The sequence below is a fragment of the Microbacterium sp. genome, from assembly GCF_035556355.1.
In the GTDB taxonomy this organism is placed as follows: Bacteria; Actinomycetota; Actinomycetes; order Actinomycetales; family Microbacteriaceae; genus Microbacterium.
Map to the genome: position 1 here is coordinate 244,792 of NZ_DATMFG010000054.1, position 21,365 is coordinate 266,156.

Sequence of the window (21,365 nt, forward strand, 5' to 3'; positions counted from 1 at the left end):
GTCAGTGCGCTTTCGGAGAGTACTTCGGCCCGTTCACGCCGTAGCCCATCTTCGCCAGCACCCAGCCGACGATGAGGCCGACGACGAGCAGCACCGCGCTCGCCCACACGAGCCATGCCATGGCGAAGAAGAATGCGACCGTTCCGATCGTGATCGCGACGAGCATGATGACAACGGCCGTCCAGGCTGCAGGCGAGTGTCCGTGGCCAGGGTCGCCGATGGTGTCGCTCATTGGTCTCCTCCGTGTTGCTCGGGCGTGGCCAGTCTAGCCGCTCACGCCGTGGGGTCTTCGCCGCGCGAGAGCTCGTCCCACGAATCGATCGCGTCGGGTTTCGCGGATGCCTCCCCCGGCATGTTCGCAGTCGAGGCGGCATCCGTGCGGAATCGCCGCGCGCTCTCGCGCCAGCGCCTCGCGGTCACGAGGACGAACGCGCCGGCGAGGGTCAGGACGACGGCGGCGACGAGCGTGATCACGGGCCACGGCGTCGTCGCGATGCCGGATACGAGCGACGCGACCGCACCGCCCGTGATGCCGGTCGCCTCGGTCACCGCCCCCGCGACCGCGTCGACGGGCTGCGCGAATGCGACGCGGCCGACGACGTACACGAGCGCGCCGCCGATGAGGAGGGTCAGCGCACCCAAGGTGTACCGCAGCACCGTGCCGACGATCGTGAGCGCCGCCCCGATCGCGAGGGCAGCGAGGCTGAGCGGCGTCAGCAGCGGCACGGCGTCGGCACCCGAGACGGCGAGCGTGTCGGAGGCCCCGTCCGCGAGGGTCACGTCGAGCCACGTCTGCGTCGCCGCGATCACTCCGATCGCCCCCGCGACGAGCACCGCGAGAACGCCGATCAGCCGTGCGCGACGCGTCATCGCGCGTCTTCGCCGGCCGGAACGGCCGTCACCGGCTCGAGGTCGTCTGAATCGAAGCACGTGCGCGTGCCGGTGTGGCACGCCGGGCCCACCTGTTCGACCTGCAGCAGCACAGCGTCTCCGTCGCAGTCGAGGTGCGCCCCGCGCACGAGCTGGATGTTGCCCGACGTGTCGCCCTTGCGCCAGTACTCCCGGCGAGACCTCGACCAGAACGTCACGCGGCCCTCGGTGAGCGTGCGGCGGAGGGCCTCGGCATCCATCCAACCGAGCATGAGGACCTCGCGCGTGTCCCACTGCTGCACGATGGCGGCCACGAGCCCGTCGGAATTGAAGGCGACTCGAGCGATCCGCTCGTCCACGGTCTGGCTCATGACGACCCGCTCCCCTCGCTCACGGCATCCGCGATCGCCGCGCCGTCGCGGACCACGATGCCCTCGGCCGCCATCGCGGCCTTGACCTGCCCGACCGTGAGCCGACCCGAGTGGAACACACTCGCGGCGAGCACCGCGTCGGCGCCTGCGCGGACCGCGGGCGCGAAGTGCTCGACGCTCCCCGCGCCGCCCGAGGCGATGACCGGCACGCTCGAGACCTCTCGCATGAGGGACACGAGCTCGAGGTCGAATCCCTCGCGTGTGCCGTCGGCGTCGATCGAGTTCACCAGCAGCTCGCCGGCACCGCGGTCGATCGCCTCGCGGGCCCACGCGAGCGCGTCGAGGTCGGTCTCTGTGCGCCCGCCGTGGGTCGTCACCACGAATCCCGATGGGTATCGTTCGCTGGGGCCGGTCGGAGCGCGCTTCACGTCGAGCGACAGCACGAGCACCTGCGCTCCGAAGCGATCGGCGATCTCGTCGATGAGGTCGTGACGGGCGATCGCCGCCGAGTTGACGCCCACCTTGTCGGCGCCGACCGACAGCAGCCGCCCGACGTCATCGGCGGAGCGCACTCCCCCGCCCACGGTGAGCGGAATGAACACCTGCTCGGCGGTGCGCTGCACGACGTCGTACATCGTGGCGCGCTCGTCGACGGTCGCGGTCACGTCGAGGAACGTGAGTTCGTCGGCGCCCTGCTCGAAGTAGAGCGCCGCAAGCTCGACGGGGTCGCCCATGTCACGCAGGTTCAGGAAGTTGACGCCCTTCACGACGCGGCCCGCGGCCACGTCGAGGCACGGGATGACACGGCATGCGAGAGTCATCTCACAGCCTCGCCGCATCGATCGCCGTGACGAGGATCGCGCGTGCTCCGATCGCGTAGAGCTCGTCCATCACGCGGTTGACGCCCTTGCGCGGGCTCATGACGCGCACGGCGACCCACTCGGGGTCGCGCAGCGGCGAGATCGTCGGCGATTCGATGCCCGGAGCGATCGCGACCGCCTTGTCGACGAGCGACACCGGCAGGTCGTAGTCGATCAGCACGTAACGCCGTGCGACCATCACGCCGCGAAGACGTCGCAGGAGCGTCTGCGTCCCCTCGGCCTCAACCGGCGCGCCGATGAGCACCGCCTCGGATTCGAGGATCACGGGGCCGAAGATCTCCAGCCCCGCCTGGCGCAGGGTCGTACCGGTCGAGACGACATCGGCGACGGCATCCGCCACCCCCAGCCGCACCGCGGACTCGACTGCGCCGTCGAGCGGCACGAGGTCGACGGCGATGCCGCGCTCGTCGAGGAACCCGTCGACCAGGCCCGGATACGCGGTTGCGACGCGGTGCCCCTCGAGGTCCTCGACCGACGAGAACCGTCCGGGAGGGCCTGCGAAGCGGAATGTCGAGTCACCGAAGCCGAGCGCCTCGATCTCTCGAGCGCCCGGCATGCGCGCGTCGAGCAGAAGGTCTCGGCCGGTGATGCCGACGTCGAGCGCGCCCGAGCCGACGTACGTCGCGATGTCTTTCGGGCGAAGGTAGAAGAATTCGACCTCGTTCTGCGGGTCGATGACGTGAAGGTCCTTCGGATCGCGGCGGCCGACGTATCCGGCCTCCTGCAGCATCTCGGCGGCGGTGTCGGCGAGCGATCCCTTGTTCGGCACGGCGATTCGCAACATGGGTGCGGGGCTTTCGTGAGTCGTGGCGGTGGGCGGGGCGTGGCTCACAGATGTCGATAGACGTCGTCGAGCGTGAGGCCCTTCGCGAGCATCAGCACCTGCAGGTGGTACAGCAGCTGCGAGATCTCTTCGGCTGCTGCATCCGTCGACTCGTATTCGGCGGCCATCCAGACTTCCGCCGCCTCTTCGACGATCTTCTTGCCGATGGCGTGGACGCCCGCGTCGAGCTGCGCGACCGTGCCCGAGCCCTCGGGCCGCTCAACCGCCTTGCGGCTCAGCTCGGTGAACAGCTCGTCGAACGTCTTCACCCGTCAAGGTTAGCGAACCGCGCCGGTGTCTCGGCCCGTGCGGTGCTCCGCTGCCCCGGTGAACGGGGCACGGCGACGGTTCAGCGCGCGGCGCCGTGCCGGTGGCGGAGGGCCGCTTCGCGCAGCGCGCGGATCGCGGCATCCGGATCGTCCGACCCGAACACGGCGGATCCCGCGACGAACGTGTCCGCGCCCGCTTCGGCGGCCTGCCCGATCGTGGACTCCGAGATGCCGCCGTCGACCTGCAGCCACACGCTCGAGCCGCGCCGCTGCGCCTCCTCGGCGAGGCGACGAAGCTTCGGCATCGTCTCGGGCATGAACGACTGTCCGCCGAACCCCGGCTCGACCGTCATCACGAGGATCTGGTCGACCTCGTCGAGCAGGTCGAACACCCCGTCGACCGGCGTCGCGGGCTTGACGGCGACCCCGGCGCGCGAGCCGATGTCACGCAGGCGGCGCGCGAGCGCGACGGGCTCGGTCGCGGCCTCGAGATGGAACGTGACGGATGCCGCGCCCAGCTCCGCGTACCCCGGAGCCCACCGGTCGGGGTCGGTGATCATGAGGTGCACGTCGAGCGGAACGGGGCTGGTCGCCTGGATGCGCTCGACCATCTGCGGCCCGAACGTGAGGTTCGGGACGAAGTGGTTGTCCATGACGTCGACGTGGACGAAGTCCGCCCCCGCGATGCGGGCGAGCTCGGCCTGCATGTTCACGAAGTCGGCCGCGAGGATGCTCGGGTTGATGCGGACGTCGCCGGCGTCGTGCGAGGGGCTGTGCATCCGTCCATTATCCCGAGCGCGGCGGCCGGACCCGCGCACGGTCAGACCTTGCGCAGGAGCGAGATCGACATCGCGTCGGTGTTGTGGCGGTGCGGCCACAGCTGTGCGCGACCCGAGCCGTCGGCCTGCGGCACGAGGCCCGGGTCGGACGACGACAGCGCCGTGACGACGCGCCGTGCGTCGAGGTCTTCGATCGAGCCGCCCAGCTCGCGCTTGACCTCGGCGACCACCCCGGCCGTCTCAGCGAGATGCGGTGAGCACGTGACGTAGGCGACCACGCCGCCGGGCTTGAGCGCCGTCACCGCCGCGAGCAACAGCTCGCGCTGCAGATCGGTGAGCGTCGGGATGTCGGCGGGCGACTTGCGCCAGCGCGCTTCGGGACGTCGGCGCAGTGCACCCAGACCCGTGCACGGCGCGTCGACGAGGATGCGGTCGTACTGCTCGGGGGCCGCCGCGGCGCGCACGCGCCCGTCCTCCTCCGACACCGGCACCTCGAGCGGGACGCCCGCGAGCGCCTGACGCACGAGGCCCGCACGCGACGGGGACACCTCGTTCGCCTCGACGCGCGCACCGCCGGCGAGGGCCTCCGCCGCGAGCACGGCCGTCTTGCCGCCCGGACCCGCGCACAGATCGAGCCACCGTTCCCCCTCCTGCACGGGGAGCACGCGCGTGAGCGCGAGGGCCGCGAGCTGCGAGCCCTCGTCCTGAACGCGGAGCCGGCCGCCCGCCGAACGCACGACACGGTCGGGGTCGCCGCCGCCGAGCCGGAACCCGATCGGCGAGAACGGCGTCGCCCGGGCGCCCTCCGGTCGATCAGCGAGGCCGGGCAGCGCGGTCATCGTCACTCGCGGCGACGCGTTGTCGGCCGTCAACAGCGCCTCGAGCTCGTCCGCGCGCCCTTCGGCCGCGAGGGCGCGCCGGAACGCGCGCACCACCCACACCGGGTGCGAGTGCACGAGACCGATGCGCTCATCGTCGGAGCGCGCGCCTTCGGCGATGCGCTCGAGCCAGTCCCCCGGCGTGTCACGCGACACGCGCCGCAGCACCGCGTTGACGAATCCTGTCATGCCGCGGCCCGCGTTGCGCACGAGCTCGACGGACTCGTTGACGGCGGCGTGCGATGCGACGCGCGTCGACAGCAGCTGATGCACACCGAGCCGCAGGGCGTCGAGTGCGACCGGGTCGATGTCGTGCACCGGCCGGTCGGCCGCGATCTCGATCACGGCGTCGTACGTGCCCTGGCGGCGCAGCGTGCCGTACGTGAGCTCGGTCGCCAGCGCGGCATCCGACTCCTCGAGACCCGCTCGCGCGATCGCGTGCGGAAGGAGGAGGTTCGCGTAGGCCTCCGATTCGTGCACCGCCCGGATCGTGTCGAACGCGACACGCCTCGACGCCTGTGCTCTGCTCATCGGCCGCTCCCCGCGCCTCACGTACCCACCCGACTGACCGCGCCGCGCGTTCCGCGCCACCAGTCGGTCGCGCCCATCGCGTTGCGGCCCGCCGGCTGCACGCGCTCGAGCACGATCGGGAGCGTGCCCGTCCCGACGAGCACCTCCTTGCCGTCGAGGACGATCTCGCCGGGGCCGAGCGCCGGCGCTCCGTCGCGTGCGGCGCGCACCCCGAGGAGCTTCAGTCGCGCTCCCTCCACGGTCGTGTGGGCCCCCGGCTCGGGCGTGACACCCCGGATGCGGCCGAGCACCGCCTCTCGCGGCTCATCCCAGCGGATCCGCCCGTCGTCGTCGACGAGCTTCGGCGCGTACGTCGGCTCGCCCTCCTGGGGCACCGCGCGCGCCGTGCCCGCCGCGATCTCGTCGACGACCCGCGCGAGGAGCTCCGCACCGTCGACGGCCAGAGTCTCCAGCAGCTCGCCGGCCGTGGCATCCGCCGGAACGTCGTGCTCGATCACACCGAACACATCGCCCGCGTCGAGCTCGGGCACGAGCTGGAACACCGCCGCACCCGTGTGGGCGTCGCCCGCGATGAGCGCGTGCTGCACGGGTGCCGCGCCGCGCCAGCGCGGCAGCAGAGAGAAATGGAGGTTGATCCAGCCGTGGCGCGGCGCCGACAGGAGCGGCTCGCGCACGAGCCCGCCGTACGCGACGATGACGCCGAGGTCGGGCTCGAGCGCCGTGATGCGCTCGGTCGCCGCCGCGTCCAGGCGGTCGGCCTTGATCGTCGCAAGCCCGAGCTCGTCCGCCGCGACCGCGACGGGTGACGGCGTCAGCACGCGCTTGCGGCCCACCGGAGCATCAGCACGCGTGACGACCCCCACGACCTCGTGCGACGAGGCCGCGAGGCGCCGCAGTGACGGGACCGCCGCATCCGGCGTCCCGGCGAACACGAGTCGCATGGTGTTCCTCACAGGTCGAGATCGGGCACATCGACCCGAACTCTGAGTGTATTGCGGGCGGCATCGGGAACGCGGGGTCGACCCTTCGGCGAACGCGCCGAGCGCAGGGCATCCGCGATGACCGCGGCACGAAGCGTGTGCGCGACGACGGGACCGTGCGCGTAGTCGAAACGGTACAGAGCCCGCACGAGACCGGATGCCGCGCCCCCCGCGCCTCCGCTGCGACGCGCTCCCCCCGGGCGTCCGTCGTCCGCCTCGACGGGGACCGGACCGAGCACAGCCGTCGGATCGGCGTCGCCGACCGTGTCGCGCAGCTGGGCGAGCACCTCTTCGACGACCTGAAGCCGACCGCGGATCGACGCGACGCGCACGGTGGGAGGCATCCGAAGGGGTGCGCGCTCGGCGAGCTCGCTGCGCGCGTACGCGGGTTGGGTCCAGGTCGCGAACGCGCGCGCCACCGGGCCCTGCACGCCGACGAGGTGCACCGGCGCGCCGGGCGCCGCCAGCGCGGCCGCGTTCGACCACCACCGCAGGCAGTGCTCGCCGATGCGGAGGTCGTCGGCGAGCAGCATCCGCTCGCCGTCCAGCAGCACGACGGCGCGGTAGCCCCCCGCGGCGACCGGCTCGGCGCCCCTCGTCGCGACGACGAGAGCCGGGCGCGCGTCGACGGAGGCGACCGGATGCTCGCCGTCCGCCACGATGACGCGCACGCCCGGGAAGGCGCGACCGAGCTCGTCGGCGGTGCGCTCGCTGCCCGACGACGCCATGCGGAACCGGTCGGACGAGCACTTCGGGCACGACCACGGCGACGCCGAGCGACCGCACCACGAGCATTCCGGCACCGCTCGCGGGCGTGAGGCGTGGAGCGGTCCGCCGCAGTGCGCGCATCGCGCGGGAGCGCGACAGGCGGCGCACACGAGCACGGGCGCGTACCCCGGGCGCGCCACCTGCACGAGCACGGGGCCGTGCTGCACCGCCTCGCGCGCCGCCGCGAAGGCCGCCGACGGCATCCGCACTCCCCTGCCCTCGCCCTCGCGCGGCGGGCTCAGCACGACGCGAGGCGTCACGCGTCGTGACGCGGGCACGTCGCGCACCCAACCCAGCTGCACGAGGCGTTCGACATCGGTCGTGCGCGTGTGACCTGCGAACAGCAGCGCGCAGCCCTCGAGCTCCTGCCGGATGAGCGCCGCATCGCGCGCGTGCACGCCCGGACTGAGCGGTTCGGCGAGCAGCGGATCGCCGTCGTCCCACAGCGCGACCAGGCCGACATCGTGCGCGGGCGCGTACACGGTCGAGCGGTTTCCGATCACGATGCACGGCTCGGGCGCGAGCAGGCGCAGGTACTGCGCATAGCGGGCCTGCGCCGACTGCCGGGCGTCGTCCCGCACGATCGCGTCGTCGGGCACGCGCCCCGCGAGAGCCGCTTCGAGCTGCGTGAGGTCGCGGTGATCGGGCACCGCGATGACGGCGCTGCGGCCCGCCGCGAGCATGTGCGCTGCGGCCGCGGCGAGCAGGTCCGCCCAGGCAGCCACTTCGACTCCGGTCGCCAACCGGCGCGCGACGGGCGGCGCGTCGAGCGCGACACGGCCGCCGTCGTCGAGGGCGCCCGCGAGACCGGGGAACGTCGCGAGTGTCGCATCTGCTTCCGACACGACGGATGCCTCGACCCGCGGACGCTGCACGGGCGGCGCGGCGAGCCACGCCTTCTCGGCGCGCACCATGCGCCGCGGGATCGCCAAGCGCAGGATGTCGCTCGCGGATCCCGCCGCGCGGTCGGCCGCGCGGCGGGCGAGCGAGTACAGCCCGGGCGTGAGGACGGGGACCGGCGACACGACGGCGTCGAGCTCCGAGAGGGGGCGGTCCGTGGCATCCGGGTCGCCGATCTCGACCAGATAGCCATCGACCACCCGACCTGCCGATCGAAGCGGCACGCGTACGCGCACACCGGGTTGCGCGTCGTCGGCGAGGGCGTCGGGTATCGCGTAGTCGAAGAGGCGATCGAGCTGCGGAAGCGGTGAGTCGATGAGGACCCGCGCGACGCGCCGCGCGCGCATGTCAGAGCCCTGCGGCCGACCGGAGGTCGTCGACGCGGTCGGTGCGCTCCCACGTGAAGTCGGGGAGCTCGCGCCCGAAGTGACCGTACGCGGCCGTCTGCGCGTAGATGGGGCGCAGCAGGTCGAGTTGCTCGATGATCGCGCGCGGGCGCAGGTCGAACACGTCGAGGATCGCGTGCGTGATGACCTCGTCGGGAACGACGCCCGTGCCGAACGTCTCGACGTAGAGGCCGACCGGCTTCGCCTTGCCGATCGCATACGCGACCTGCACCTCGAGGCGCTCGGCGAGACCCGCCGCGACTGCGTTCTTGGCGACCCAGCGCATCGCGTACGCACCGGAGCGGTCGACCTTCGACGGGTCCTTGCCGCTGAACGCGCCGCCGCCGTGCCGTGCGGCGCCGCCGTACGTGTCGATGATGATCTTGCGGCCGGTCAGGCCCGCGTCGCCCTTCGGCCCGCCGATCACGAACGGGCCGGCGGGATTGATGTAGTACTTCACGCCCGACAGATCGAGGCCCGTCGACTCGAGTACGGGATCGATGACCTCGGCCCGCACCGCGGCGCGCAGCGCCTTCTGCGAGATGTCGGGGTGGTGCTGCGTCGACAGCACGATCGACTCGACCGTTCGAGGCGTCGAGCCCTCGTAGCCGAGCGTGACCTGTGTCTTGCCGTCGGGACGGAGGAACGGGAGCGCGCCGGAGCGGCGCACCTCGGCGAGGCGCTCGGCCATGCGGTGCGCGGTCCATGCCGCCATCGGCATGAGTTGCGGCGTCTCCGTCGTCGCGAAGCCGAACATGATGCCCTGATCGCCCGCGCCCTGGAGGTCGTGCGGGTCTTCCGACCCGTCCTCACGGCGCTCGAACGCCTTGTCGACGCCGGCCGCGATGTCGGACGACTGCGCGCCGATCGACACGCTCACGCCGCACGAGTCGCCGTCGAACCCCGTGTCGCTCGACGTGTAGCCGATCTCGTTGACGACACGGCGCACGATCGCCGGGATCTCGACGTACGCCGACGTCGACACCTCGCCCGCGACGTGCACGAGCCCGGTCGTCACGAGCGTCTCGACCGCCACGCGACCCTTCGGGTCTTCGGCGAGGATCGCGTCGAGGATGCTGTCGGAGATCTGATCGCAGATCTTGTCGGGATGCCCCTCGGTGACGGACTCGGACGTGAACAGACGCAGGTCGGTCATGGTGCTCCAGCTCGAGAGACGGTTCGGGTGTGCCGCTGACGCGGTGGCACCAGTATGCCGACGGCGTGCGACAGCGCGGATCGCGCCGAAACCGGGCGTCTCGGACGCCCGGCACGGGATCACTCAGCCGGGCGCAGGCGCAGCTTGTCTTCGTTGATCTCGTGGAGCGCGATCGTGAGCGGCTTGTCTTCGACGGTCGAGTCGACGAGCGGCCCGACGTTGTCGAACAGGTTGCCCTCGTGGAGGTCCGAGTAGTAGTCGTTGATCTGGCGCGCGCGCTTGGCTGCGTAGATCACGAGCTGGTACTTGGAGTCGACCTTCTCGAGAAGGCTGTCGATGGGGGGCTCGATGATGCCCTGGTTGGTTCCGGCCATGGGGTCCTCCTGAGAAGTGGAAGGGGAAAGTCTGCGTGCCCGGACGCGCCGAGGCATCCAATCATTCTACCTGAGAGCGCCTCGGAGCCCGCCGGACGGATCAGGTCACGAGCGACACGACCTCGTCGGCGGCCCGCGCGACGTCGTCGTTCACGACGCGGTAGTCGAACTCCCCCTGCGCCGCCAGCTCGACCTTCGCCGTGCGCAGGCGCCGCGCGCGCTCCTCCTCGCCCTCGGTGCCGCGCCCCACGAGGCGCTGCACGAGCTCGTCCCAGCTCGGCGGGAGGAGGAACACGAGAGTCGCCGACGGCTCGGCGGCACGCACCTGCCGCGCACCCTGCAGGTCGATCTCGAGCAGCACCGTGCGGCCCTCCTCGAGCGCGCGTTCGATGGGCTTGCGCGGCGTGCCGTAGCGGTACTTGTTGTGGACCGTCGCGTGCTCGAGCAACTCGCCCGCCGCGATGAGGCGGTCGAACTCGGCGTCGTCGACGAAGAAGTAGTGCTCTCCCTCGACCTCGCCGGGTCGCGGAGGGCGCGTCGTCGCCGACACCGAGAGGTGGATCTCCGGATGCCGCTTGCGGATCTCCGCCGCAACCGTGCCCTTGCCCACGGCGGTCGGCCCCGCCAGCACGACGAGCCGGCTGCGTCCCGCGCGCGGCTCGGGCTCGGGCCAGCGCCGGTCGAGGAGATCCTGCAGCGCGCGGCGCTGTCGTGCTCCGAGCCCGCCCAGGCGCTTGACCGGAGAGATGCCGAGGTCGTGCAGGATGCGGTCGCGCTTGCCCTCTCCGATCGCGGGGATGCTCGTGAGGAACTCCGTCACGCGCATCGCACCGGCGGGCGAGTTCGGCTCGGCGAGCGCCCGCCGCAGCAGCTCCTGCGGCGTGATGACGCGAGTCGTGACATCGCGTTTGAGCGACGCACGCTCGCGTCGCGCTGCGACGGCGCGCCGCGACGCGGCCACTCGATCGACTTCGGGCGGCCCGTGCCGCTCAGCCAAGGTTCACCTCCGCGTAGAGTCCCGCCCGCTCCTCGATGCGGGCGGCCAGCCGGTCCGGACCGGCGGAAAGGATGCTCCGGCTCTCGCTCGCGGCGACGTTCGCGGCAAGAGGCCCGAACAGCCGGTGCAGATCGCTCGGCTCCGCGCCCTGCACCCCGAAGCCGGGGGCGAGGATCGGGAGCCGCTCGAGCGCGGCATCCGTCAGCCCCACCGCGTCGCGATCGGCTGTCGCACCGACGACCACGCCGATCGAGCCGAGCGAATCGGCGGATGCGTCGCCCGCCGCCGCGACCTCGCGTGCGACGCGCGCGGCGACCGTCTCGCCGGGCTCACCGGCCACGAGCGCGCTCTGGAGCACATGCGCCGCCGGGTTGCTCGTCGCCGCGAGGACGAACGCGCCCTTGCCCGCGGCCACGGCGAACGCGAGCGTGTCGCGCAGGGAGTCGGCTCCCAGGTAGGGGCTCAGGGTCACGGCATCCGCCTCGAGCGACGAGCCCGGCGCCAGCCACGCCGCCGCATATCCGTCCATCGTGGAGCCGATGTCGCCGCGTTTGGCGTCGGCGATCACGACGAGTCCCGCGTCGCGCGCGGCGCGCAGCACATCTTCGAGCGCCGCGAATCCGGCCGAGCCGAAGCGCTCGAAGAACGCGACCTGCGGCTTCACGACGCCCACGCGGCCCGCGGAGGCCTCGACGACCCTCAGACCGAATTCGCGGATGCCGGCACCCGACGCCTCGAGGCCCCACTCCTCCACGAGGGAGACGTGCGGGTCGATGCCGACGCACAGCGGTCCGTACGTGTGGAGGGCGGTCCGCAGACGTTCGCCGAACGAGGTCATGCCGTCACCCCCGCACGGTCGGCCGCGTACTCCTGCAGACTCTTGACCCCGAAGCCGTCCTGCATCGCATCCATCGCCGTCACCGCGGCGCCGAGCACGGCCATCGTCGTGAACAGGGCCTTGTCGGCGGCCACCGCCGCCGCGCGGATCTCGTAGCCGTCCGCTCGGGCCGCACCTCCGCTCGGTGTGTTGACGACGATGTCGATCGCGCCTTCGTTGATGAGGTCGACGATGTTCTTCTCCCCCGTCGCCTGGGTCTGGCTGTACTTGTTCACGACGGTGACGTCGATGCCGTTGCGGCCGAGGATCTCGGCCGTGCCCTCCGTCGCCACGAGCGAGAAGCCGAGCTGCTGCAGGCGGTGCGCCGGAAGGATGACGGCGCGCTTGTCGCTGTCGGCGACCGAGATGAACACGGTGCCCGACAACGGCATGCCGCCGTACGCGGCCTCCTGGCTCTTCGCGAACGCCGTGGGGAAGTCGCGGTCGATGCCCATGACCTCGCCCGTCGAGCGCATCTCGGGCCCGAGCACGGAGTCGACGATGTGGCCGTCGGCGGTGCGGAAGCGCTTGAACGGCAGCACCGCCTCCTTGACCGCGACCGGCGCGCCGAAGGGCACGCGCGAGCCGTCGACGGGCGGCAGGAGGCCCTCGGCGACGAGCTCGGAGATCGTCGCGCCCGCCATGATGCGCGCGGCCGCCTTCGCGAGTGGGATGCCGAGCGCCTTCGACACGAACGGCACCGTGCGGCTCGCGCGGGGGTTCGCCTCGATGACGTAGAGCACGCCCGCGCTGATCGCGAACTGCACGTTGATGAGCCCGCGCACGCCGACGCCCTCGGCGATGGCGCGCGTGGCGTCACGCACGCGGTCGATGTCGGATCGGCCGAGCGACATGGGCGGCAGCGCGCAGCTCGAGTCGCCGGAGTGGATGCCGGCCTCCTCGAGGTGCTCCATGACGCCGCCGACGTACAGCTCGTCGCCGTCGTACAGCGCGTCGACGTCGATCTCGATCGCGTCGTCGAGGAACCGGTCGACGAGCAGCGGGAGCCCCGGGCCGATGATCGCCTGGTCGGCGATGCGGTCGAAGTAGTCGCGCAGGCTCGGCGTGTCGTACACGATCTCCATGCCGCGGCCGCCGAGCACGAAGCTCGGCCGCACGAGCACGGGGTACCCGATGTCCTCCGCCACGGCAACCGCGCCTTCGACGTCGATCGCCGTGCCGTGGCGCGGCGCGACGAGGCCTGCCGACGAGAGGATGCCGCTGAACAGGCCGCGCTCCTCGGCGAGGTCGATCGCGTCAGGGCTCGTGCCGAGGATGCGGTAGCCCGCGTCCTGGATCCCCTTCGCGAGGCCGAGCGGCGTCTGGCCGCCGAGCTGGCAGATCACGCCGAGGATCTGACCGGACTGCGACTCGGCGTGCAGCACCTCGAGCACGTCCTCGAGGGTGAGCGGCTCGAAGTACAGGCGGTCGCTCGTGTCGTAGTCGGTCGAGACCGTCTCGGGGTTGCAGTTGACCATCACGGTCTCGTAGCCGGCCGACGACAGCGCGAACGACGCGTGGACGCACGAGTAGTCGAACTCGACGCCCTGGCCGATGCGGTTCGGACCTGAGCCGATGATGACGACCTTCGTGCGCTCGGAGGGCGCGACCTCGGTCTCGGCGTCGTAACTCGAGTAGTGGTAGGGCGTGAGCGCCGGGAACTCCCCCGCGCACGTGTCGACCGTCTTGTACACGGGACGGACGCCGAGGGCGTGACGGATGCCGCGCACCTCCGCCTCGGTGTCGTTGCGCAGCTGCGCGATCTGCGCGTCGCTGAACCCGTGCTCCTTCGCGATGCGGAGGGTGTGCGCGTCGAGCTCGCCCGCGGTGCGCACGAACTCGGCGACCTCGTTGATGAGCACGATCTGGTCGAGGAACCACGGGTCGATCTTGGTCGCCTCGAACGCCTGCTCGACCGTCGCACCCTTTCGCAGCGCCTGCTGGAGCAGCACGATGCGGCCGTCCGTCGGGGTCTTCGCAAGTTCGAGCAGCTCGTCGGCCGAACGAGGCTCGTCGCCCCAGTGGAAGCTCGATCCGCGCTTCTCGAGCGAGCGCAGCGCCTTCTGGAGAGCGGTCGCGTAGTTGCGTCCGATCGCCATCGCCTCGCCGACCGACTTCATGGTCGTCGTGAGGGTCGTGTCCGCTGCGGGGAACTTCTCGAAGTTGAAGCGCGGCACCTTCACGACGACGTAGTCGAGCGTCGGCTCGAAGCTCGCCGGCGTCACCTTCGTGATGTCGTTCGGGATCTCGTCGAGGCGGTAGCCGATCGCGAGCTTCGCGGCGATCTTCGCGATCGGGAAGCCGGTCGCCTTCGATGCCAGGGCCGACGATCGCGACACGCGCGGGTTCATCTCGATCACGATCACGCGGCCCGTCTGCGGGTCGACGGCGAACTGGATGTTGCATCCGCCCGTGTCGACACCCACCGCGCGGATGATGTCGATGCCGATGTCGCGCAGCTTCTGATATTCGCGGTCGGTGAGGGTCAGCGCCGGTGCGACCGTGATCGAGTCGCCCGTGTGCACGCCGACCGGGTCGACGTTCTCGATCGAGCACACGACGACCGTGTTGTCGGCCGTGTCGCGCATGAGCTCGAGCTCGTACTCCTTCCACCCGAGGATCGACTCCTCCAGCAGCACCTCGTTCGTCGGCGAATCGTGCAGGCCCGCACCCCCGATGCGCCGCAGGTCGTCCTCGTCGAACGCGAAGCCCGACCCGAGTCCGCCCATCGTGAACGAGGGGCGCACGACGAGCGGGTAGCCGAGCTTCTCGGCGCCGGCGAGGAGTTCCTCCATCGAGTGGCAGATGACGGATTCCGCGACGTCGGCGCCGGCGGCGACGACCAGCTCCTTGAAGATCTGCCGGTCCTCGCCCTTGCGGATCGCGTCGACCTTCGCGCCGATGAGCTCGACGCCGTACTTGTCGAGGATCCCCTGCTCGTGGAGGGCGATCGCCGCGTTGAGCGCCGTCTGGCCGCCCAGCGTCGGCAGGATCGCATCCGGCTTCTCCTTCGCGATGATCGTCTCGATCACGGCGGGCGTGATCGGCTCGATGTAGGTCGCGTCGGCGAAGTCCGGGTCGGTCATGATCGTCGCCGGGTTCGGATTCACGAGGATCACGCGCAGCCCCTCGCCGCGCAGCACGCGGCACGCCTGCGTGCCCGAGTAGTCGAACTCGGCGGCCTGGCCGATGACGATCGGGCCCGACCCGATCACGAGGACGCTCTGGATGTCGTCGCGCTTTGGCATCAGTCGTTCTCTCCGGTCGTCGACGCTTCGTCTCGCTGCGCCCGCTCAGCACCCGAGGGGGCGGGCTGGGCGCGCTTCTCCCGTCCTGCGAGCGAGGCGAGCACCATGTCGCGGAAGCGGTCGAACAGGTAGTTGGCGTCGTGGGGCCCTGCCGCCGCCTCGGGGTGGTACTGCACCGAGAACGCCGGGATGTCGAGCGCGCGCAGACCCTCGACGACGCGGTCGTTGAGGCCGACATGGCTCACCTCGATGCGGCCGTAGCCGGCGGGGCTGTCGAACTCCCCCTCGACCGGTGCGTCGACCGCGAAGCCGTGGTTGTGCGCCGTGATCTCGACGCGGCCCGTCGCCTTGTCGAGCACCGGCTGGTTGATGCCGCGGTGGCCGAACGGCAGCTTGTACGTGCCGAGGCCCAGCGCGCGGCCCAGAAGCTGGTTGCCGAAGCAGATGCCGAAGAACGGCAGCCCCTCGTCGAGCACGCCGCGCAGCAGCTCGACATGGGCGTCGGATGCGGCGGGGTCGCCCGGCCCGTTCGAGTAGAAGACCGCGACCGGGTCGATCGCGCGCAGCTCGTCGATCGTGACGTTCTGCGGCAGGACGTGCACCTCGAACCCGCGAGCGGCCAGGTTGTCGACCGTCGCCTGCTTGACGCCGAGGTCGAGAACCGCCAGATTGCCGATGCGCTCGCCCTGGGCGGGCGTGACCTGCGCGACGGGGACGGAGACCTCCGCCGACAGGTTGAGACCAGCCATCTGCGGCGCCTCGCGCACGAGGCGGAGCTGCTCATCGGGCTCGATCGAGGCCGAGTCGCCCGAGAAGATCCCGCCGCGCATGCTGCCGGCGGAGCGGATGTGCCGCGTCACCGCGCGCGTGTCGATGCCGCTGATGCCGACGATCCCGTCGCGCTCGAGCGCCTCGTCGAGGGATTCCTCGGCCCGCCAGTTCGACACGACGCGGGAGGGGTCGCGCACGATGTAGCCCGACACCCAGATGCGGCGCGACTCGGGGTCCTCCTGGTTCATGCCGGTGTTGCCGATGTGCGGCGCGGTCTGCAGCACGATCTGGCCCGCGTACGACGGATCGGTCAGGGTCTCCTGGTAGCCGGTCATGCCCGTCGCGAAGACGACCTCGCCGAGCGTCGTGCCGCGCGCTCCGTACGCGCGCCCGACGTGGCGGGTGCCGTCCTCGAGGACGAGGACCGCGGGATCGGTCGTGAACAGGGAGGTCATGCGTCGGTTCCTGTCGTGGTGAGCGGGGCGATCGCGTCGGCGAGCGCGCGGGCCGAGGCGTCCTGCGGCCGGAAGTACGAGTCGACGAGCGTCGCGTCGTCGATGTGCCACGTGACGCGCACGAGGCCGCCCTTCTCGACGACGCGGTCGATCGCGACGGTGGACTGGCCGACCGACGCGATGCGCTCGGCCGGGAGATGGATTCGCGGCTGACCCGCGAGGTCGATCACGAGGCCCGAGTCGGCCACGATGAGCTCGGCCTTCGAGCGGAACGCGAGTCCCTTGATCGCGAGTCGCTCGAGCGGCTCGTCGTGGCGCGTCGTGGCGACGTACAGGGCGGGGAACCGGTGCTCCGCCACCGCGCCGACCGGCGGCTCGCCGAACGGGGGGCGCAGCCCGCGGTCGCGACGCGTGCGCAGCCACCACCCGAGCGCGAGGGCGGCGAGGATCACGACGGCGGCCGCGATCATGATCGCGACGGCTCCTTCGCGGCTCATGCGCGCACCCCCGGCTCGTCGAGCAGAGCCCCGTCGACCACGGTGGGCACTCCGCGGTGCAGGGTCCAGCGCACCTCGCCGGGCAGCTCGCGCCCGAGGTACGGCGAGTTCGTGCTGCGGCCCCGCAGGTCGTGCGTCGAGAACGTGCGCACGGGAGACGGGTCGTAGAACGTCACGGATGCCGCGTGCCCCGCCGTGAGCGGGGTGCCGAACCCCTCCAGGCGCCCGATCCGCGCGGGCTCGCGGCTCATGATGCGCGCGACGTCGGGCCACGTGATGAGCCCTGTGTCGACCATCGCGAGCTGCACGACGCGCAGTGCGCTCTCGAGGCCCACCATGCCGTTCGCCGCCGCCTGCCACTCGCACGCCTTCGCCTCGGGCGGATGCGGCGCGTGGTCGGTCGCGACGATGTCGATCGTTCCGTCCGCGAGCCCCTCGCGCACCGCGAGGACGTCCTCTTCGCGCCGCAGCGGCGGGTTGACCTTGAATCGCGCGTCGTAGCCGCGCGCGAGCTCGTCGGTCAGCAGCAGGTGGTGCGGCGTCACCTCGGCGGTCACGTTCACACCGCGGCGCTTCGCCCACCGGATGATCTCGACCGACCCGGCGGTCGAGAGGTGGCACACGTGCAGGCGCGACCCGACGTGCTCCGCGAGCAGCACATCGCGCGCGATGATCGATTCCTCGGCGACGGCGGGCCAGCCGGCGAGTCCGAGCTCCGCCGACACGACGCCCTCGTTCATCTGGGCGCCTTCGGTGAGCCGCGGGTCCTGTGCGTGCTGCGCGATCACGCCGTCGAACGCCTTCACGTACTCGAGCGCGCGGCGCATGATGAGCGGGTCCCACACGCAGAATCCGTCGTCGCTGAAGACGCGCACGCGGGCGCGCGAGTCGGCCATCGCGCCGAGCTCGGCCAGCCGCTCGCCCTTCTGCCCGACCGTGACCGCGCCGATCGGCTGCACCGTGACGAAGCCGGCGGCCTCGCCGAGGGCGAGCTCCTGCTCGACGACGCCCGCCGTGTCGGCCACGGGCGAGGTGTTGGGCATCGCGAAGACGGCCGCGTAGCCGCCGGCGGCCGCCGCACGCGACCCGGTCAGGACCGTCTCGGATGCCTCGTAGCCCGGTTCGCGCAGATGCGTGTGCAGATCCACGAGGCCCGGCAGCATGACGAGCCCCTCGACGTCGACGACCGTCGCGCCGGCGCGGCTGAGCCCCACGCCGGTCTCGACGATCATGCCGTCCTCGACGAGCAGGTCGAGCGCGCCGGTGCCTTCGAGCGATGCGCCGCGGAACAGCAGCGTCTCGGTTGCCGAGCTGCCGCTCTCGGCGGCGTGTCCCAGGGCCGTCACGCGGCACTCCCATCGTCGTCGCGCTCCCCCGCCAGGAGCAGATACAGCACCGCCATCCGCACCGACACGCCGTTCGCCACCTGGTCGAGCACGGTCGACCGGGACGAGTCGGCGGCGTCGGCGGAGATCTCGAGCCCGCGGTTCATGGGACCGGGGTGCATGACAATGCTATCCGCCGCCAGGCCCGCCAATCGCGTCGCATCGAGCCCCCACCGACGGGAATACTCCCGTTCGGTCGGGAAATACGCGGCGTTCATGCGCTCGATCTGGATCCGCAGCATCATGAGCGCGTCGGGTGCTTCGGCGACCGCCTCGTCGAGGTCGTACAGCACGCGCACCGGCCACGCCGACACGTCCTGCGGCACGAGCGTCGGCGGCGCCACGAGGGTCACGTTCGCGCCGAGCGTGTGCAGCAGCCACACGTTCGAGCGCGCGACGCGCGAGTGCAGGATGTCGCCCACGATCGTCACGGCGAGTCCGCGGAGATCGCGCCCGCGGCTGTCCGCGCCGAACCGACGCTTGCGGATCGTGAACGCATCGAGCAGCGCCTGCGTCGGATGCTCGTGCGTGCCGTCGCCCGCGTTCACGACGCCCGCGGTGATCCAGCCGCTCGTCGCGAGGGTGCGAGGCGCGCCGGATGCCCCGTGACGCATGACGACCGCATCCGCCCCCATCGCCTGAAGCGTCTGAGCCGTGTCCTGCAGGCTCTCGCCCTTCGAGACGCTCGAGCCCTTCGCCGAGAAGTTGATGACGTCCGCCGACAGCCGCTTCGCCGCCGCCTCGAACGAGATGCGCGTGCGTGTGGAGTCCTCGAAGAAGAGGTTCACGACGGTCTTGCCGCGCAGCGTGGGAAGCTTCTTCACCTCGCGCTGCTGCGTGTCGGCCATGTCCTCCGCGACGTCGAGGATGCGCAGCGCGGCGTCCCGCGAGAGGGTCTTCGTGTCGAGCAGGTGCCTCACGCGCTCACCGCCCCTCGATCGAGACGTACTCTTCCCCGTCGACCTCCGCAAGGCGCACGAACACGCGCTCGTCGCGCGCGCTCGGCAGGTTCTTGCCGACGAAGTCGGGGCGGATCGGAAGCTCGCGGTGGCCACGATCGATGAGAGTCGCGAGACGCACGACGGCGGGGCGCCCGATGTCCTGAAGGGCGTCGAGGGCGGCACGGATGCTGCGCCCCGAGAACAGCACGTCGTCGACGAGCACCACGATTCTGCCGTCGATGCCGCCGGGCGGGATCTGCGTCGGCTGCGGGGAGCGGGTCGGGTTGCGGTGCAGGTCATCGCGGTACATCGTGACGTCGAGCGAGCCGACCGGTACGGACTCGCCGCCGAACTCGCTCACGAGCGATCCGATGCGCTCGGCGAGCGTGACTCCGCGGGTGGGGATGCCGAGGATCACCAGATTCTGGGGCCCCTTGTTGGACTCGAGGATCTCGTGCGAGATCCGAGTCAGAGCCCGGGCGATGTCGGCCTCGTGCAGCACGGTGCGCGTGCTCATCCGCCGCTCCCTTCTCCGCCTCACGGGACGGGGTTAAAGGTTGCTGTCGTGACTCCCACCCTACCCGACGCGATCGCGTGCGCCGGGCGGACCGCCGGGAGTCAGGCGGCCGGCTGAGTGGCGTCGCGGTGCAGGTCGTCCTCCACCTGCGTCGCACGGATCGGGTGCCCCTGCGTCGTGAGGCAGCGCCCCGACGCCAGGTCCCACTTCCAGTCGTGGAGGCTGCACGTGAGCACGCCGTCCTCGATCTTGCCCGTCTTCGTCAGGTCGGCACGCAGGTGCGGGCAGCGGCGCTGCACGATCCAGTCGCCCAGTTGGGCGTCCTCGGACGTGTCGGACTGCTCGGCGTACCAGTTCTCGACGTACTCGATGCGGTCGCGCGAGAGGCACTTGAGGAACGTGTAGATGAACTCGTTGAACTTGCCCTTGCGCCCTGCCTGGAACTGCATCGACAGGAAGATCGAGTTCGACCAGTCGATCTCGTGATCGCGGATGTTCGTCGACACGAGGTCGGCGGGAATCGTGTACCAGAACTCGACGTCTTCGCCGTCGTACTCGCGCAGCTTCGCCTTCGGGAAGTCGGCGACCATGTCGAGCTCGCCGATCGTGAAGCGCACGGGCCCTCCGACGCCGTTGCGGATCGTGCGCGCGCGGCGCAGGAGCGGCTCCCACCACTCCTTGAGCGCCGCGAGCATCTCGTCGGGCGGCAGCACCGCGGCGCGCGACGCCTCCTCGGCACGGATCTCGTCCTGGCGCGAGTCGCGCTGCTCGGCGAGGTACGACCACTTGTCACCGAAGATGCGCTCGATCTCGGCATCCGAGTACAGGGTCTGCGTCACCTCGATCTCGCCGTTGTTCAGGTCGACCTGCGTGCCGGGCAGGAAGAGATACCCCTTCTGCTGGGGCCGCAGCTCGGCCATGTGCTCCAGGAACTGGCGCTGGTCGGTGAAGATCGCGTCGTCTTCGAGGCCGTAGCCGTTATAGCGGAACAGCTCCTCGCGCAGGAACATCGGCGGGCCGGCCATCGGGAAGACGTGCTCGGCATCGATCTTCTCGATGTAGTACATCGCGCGCTTGTTCTGCGCCTCGCGCTTGAGGCGCGCGAAGTTCTGCTTGGCGTCCTGCGGCAGGTCGTAGACCATGGGCCACCAGATCGCGCCCGACACCTGCGTGAAGTACGCCTCGGGCTTCGAGAACGCCATGAGCTTCTCGAGGTCGAGCGGGTGCGAGTCGTTCTGGTTGAGGATGCTCGCCGTGCCGTCGTCGACGCTCAGCGACGAATCGCCGATCGGACCGTCGCTCGGCGCGCGCAGGGGCGTCACCATGATCTTGAGCGGGCCGAACTCGAGCGGCACACCCGCCTGGGTGTAGATGATGTTGTCGTAGCCGAGCTTGCGCAGGTCGGTCTCGAGGTCGTCCGTCGGATACTCCGGCAGGAGCACCTTGATGTCCTTCGGCACGTACCGCTCCATGAGCGCCGGGTCGAAGTGGTCGCGGTGCCGGTGGGAGATGTAGAGGAAGTCCGCCTTGCCGAAGCGCTCCCAGTCGAGCGCCCGGTTGTCGGGGAACGGGAACCACGAGCCGAAGAACGTCGGCCCGATGACGGGGTCGCAGAGGATGCTCCCGCCTGCCGTCTCGATGAACATGCCGGCATGGCCGAGGCCCGTGATGCGCATGGAAATCCTTCCGATCGACGCACACCGATTGTAGG

The 21,365-nt window shown here is 71.0% G+C and carries 21 protein-coding genes; all 21 read right to left on the bottom strand.

Features of this window, described 5'->3' with window-relative positions:
• Position 1: 1 nt before the first annotated feature.
• Positions 2–232, bottom strand: coding sequence for a DUF6704 family protein (locus VNR19_RS15700; protein WP_325728207.1), 231 nt, complete (start codon positions 230–232; stop codon positions 2–4).
• 41 nt (positions 233–273) lie between these two features.
• Positions 274–870, bottom strand: coding sequence for a Trp biosynthesis-associated membrane protein (locus VNR19_RS15705; protein ID WP_325728208.1), 597 nt, complete (start codon positions 868–870; stop codon positions 274–276).
• Positions 867–1,241, bottom strand: coding sequence for a phosphoribosyl-AMP cyclohydrolase (gene hisI, locus VNR19_RS15710; protein ID WP_325728209.1), 375 nt, complete (start codon positions 1,239–1,241; stop codon positions 867–869). The genes VNR19_RS15705 and hisI overlap by 4 nt, the downstream gene beginning before the upstream one ends.
• A complete protein-coding gene (hisF, locus tag VNR19_RS15715; protein WP_325728210.1) occupies positions 1,238–2,062 on the bottom strand; it encodes an imidazole glycerol phosphate synthase subunit HisF in 825 nt (274 codons plus the stop codon). Before hisF ends, hisI begins: the two co-directional genes overlap by 4 nt.
• 1 nt (position 2,063) lies before the next feature.
• Positions 2,064–2,906, bottom strand: coding sequence for an ATP phosphoribosyltransferase (hisG, locus tag VNR19_RS15720; RefSeq protein ID WP_325728211.1), 843 nt, complete (start codon positions 2,904–2,906; stop codon positions 2,064–2,066).
• Positions 2,907–2,950: 44 nt separating this feature from the next.
• Positions 2,951–3,214, bottom strand: a complete 264-nt coding sequence (locus tag VNR19_RS15725; RefSeq protein ID WP_325033988.1) for a phosphoribosyl-ATP diphosphatase — start codon at positions 3,212–3,214, stop codon at positions 2,951–2,953.
• Between the two features lie 80 nt (positions 3,215–3,294).
• On the bottom strand, positions 3,295–3,993 hold the full coding sequence (rpe, locus tag VNR19_RS15730) for a ribulose-phosphate 3-epimerase (RefSeq protein ID WP_325728212.1): 699 nt from the start codon (positions 3,991–3,993) through the stop codon (positions 3,295–3,297).
• Between the two features lie 41 nt (positions 3,994–4,034).
• A complete protein-coding gene (locus tag VNR19_RS15735; RefSeq protein WP_325728213.1) occupies positions 4,035–5,402 on the bottom strand; it encodes an RsmB/NOP family class I SAM-dependent RNA methyltransferase in 1,368 nt (455 codons plus the stop codon).
• Positions 5,403–5,419: 17 nt separating this feature from the next.
• Positions 5,420–6,343 (bottom strand): methionyl-tRNA formyltransferase, encoded by a 924-nt coding sequence (fmt, locus tag VNR19_RS15740; protein ID WP_325728214.1) that lies wholly within the window; start codon positions 6,341–6,343, stop codon positions 5,420–5,422.
• Positions 6,344–6,351: 8 nt separating this feature from the next.
• Positions 6,352–8,397: a primosomal protein N' family DNA-binding protein gene (locus VNR19_RS15745; protein ID WP_325728215.1), complete on the bottom strand. Its 2,046-nt coding sequence runs from the start codon at positions 8,395–8,397 to the stop codon at positions 6,352–6,354.
• Between the two features lies 1 nt (position 8,398).
• Positions 8,399–9,592 (bottom strand): methionine adenosyltransferase, encoded by a 1,194-nt coding sequence (metK, locus tag VNR19_RS15750; protein WP_325728216.1) that lies wholly within the window; start codon positions 9,590–9,592, stop codon positions 8,399–8,401.
• A 119-nt stretch (positions 9,593–9,711) separates the two neighbouring features.
• Positions 9,712–9,966 carry a DNA-directed RNA polymerase subunit omega gene (gene rpoZ / locus VNR19_RS15755; protein ID WP_325033994.1) on the bottom strand — a complete coding sequence of 85 codons (255 nt, stop codon included), beginning with the start codon at positions 9,964–9,966 and terminating at the stop codon, positions 9,712–9,714.
• Positions 9,967–10,066: 100 nt separating this feature from the next.
• Entirely contained in the window at positions 10,067–10,963 is an 897-nt protein-coding gene (gmk, locus tag VNR19_RS15760) for a guanylate kinase (protein ID WP_325728217.1), read from the bottom strand.
• Complete coding sequence (gene pyrF, locus VNR19_RS15765; protein WP_325728218.1) at positions 10,956–11,801, bottom strand: orotidine-5'-phosphate decarboxylase; 846 nt, start codon at positions 11,799–11,801, stop codon at positions 10,956–10,958. Before pyrF ends, gmk begins: the two co-directional genes overlap by 8 nt.
• Complete coding sequence (gene carB / locus VNR19_RS15770) at positions 11,798–15,088, bottom strand: carbamoyl-phosphate synthase large subunit (protein WP_325728219.1); 3,291 nt, start codon at positions 15,086–15,088, stop codon at positions 11,798–11,800. Before carB ends, pyrF begins: the two co-directional genes overlap by 4 nt.
• A complete protein-coding gene (carA, locus tag VNR19_RS15775; RefSeq protein WP_325728220.1) occupies positions 15,088–16,314 on the bottom strand; it encodes a glutamine-hydrolyzing carbamoyl-phosphate synthase small subunit in 1,227 nt (408 codons plus the stop codon). The genes carB and carA overlap by 1 nt, the downstream gene beginning before the upstream one ends.
• Positions 16,311–16,811 carry a PH-like domain-containing protein gene (locus VNR19_RS15780; RefSeq protein ID WP_325728221.1) on the bottom strand — a complete coding sequence of 167 codons (501 nt, stop codon included), beginning with the start codon at positions 16,809–16,811 and terminating at the stop codon, positions 16,311–16,313. Before VNR19_RS15780 ends, carA begins: the two co-directional genes overlap by 4 nt.
• Positions 16,808–18,157 (bottom strand): dihydroorotase, encoded by a 1,350-nt coding sequence (locus tag VNR19_RS15785; protein WP_414684194.1) that lies wholly within the window; start codon positions 18,155–18,157, stop codon positions 16,808–16,810. Before VNR19_RS15785 ends, VNR19_RS15780 begins: the two co-directional genes overlap by 4 nt.
• Positions 18,154–19,116 carry an aspartate carbamoyltransferase catalytic subunit gene (locus VNR19_RS15790; RefSeq protein WP_325728222.1) on the bottom strand — a complete coding sequence of 321 codons (963 nt, stop codon included), beginning with the start codon at positions 19,114–19,116 and terminating at the stop codon, positions 18,154–18,156. The genes VNR19_RS15785 and VNR19_RS15790 overlap by 4 nt, the downstream gene beginning before the upstream one ends.
• A gap of 4 nt (positions 19,117–19,120) precedes the next feature.
• Positions 19,121–19,654: a bifunctional pyr operon transcriptional regulator/uracil phosphoribosyltransferase PyrR gene (gene pyrR, locus VNR19_RS15795; protein WP_325728223.1), complete on the bottom strand. Its 534-nt coding sequence runs from the start codon at positions 19,652–19,654 to the stop codon at positions 19,121–19,123.
• 101 nt (positions 19,655–19,755) lie between these two features.
• Positions 19,756–21,330: a Rieske 2Fe-2S domain-containing protein gene (locus VNR19_RS15800; RefSeq protein ID WP_325728224.1), complete on the bottom strand. Its 1,575-nt coding sequence runs from the start codon at positions 21,328–21,330 to the stop codon at positions 19,756–19,758.
• Positions 21,331–21,365 lie beyond the last annotated feature (35 nt).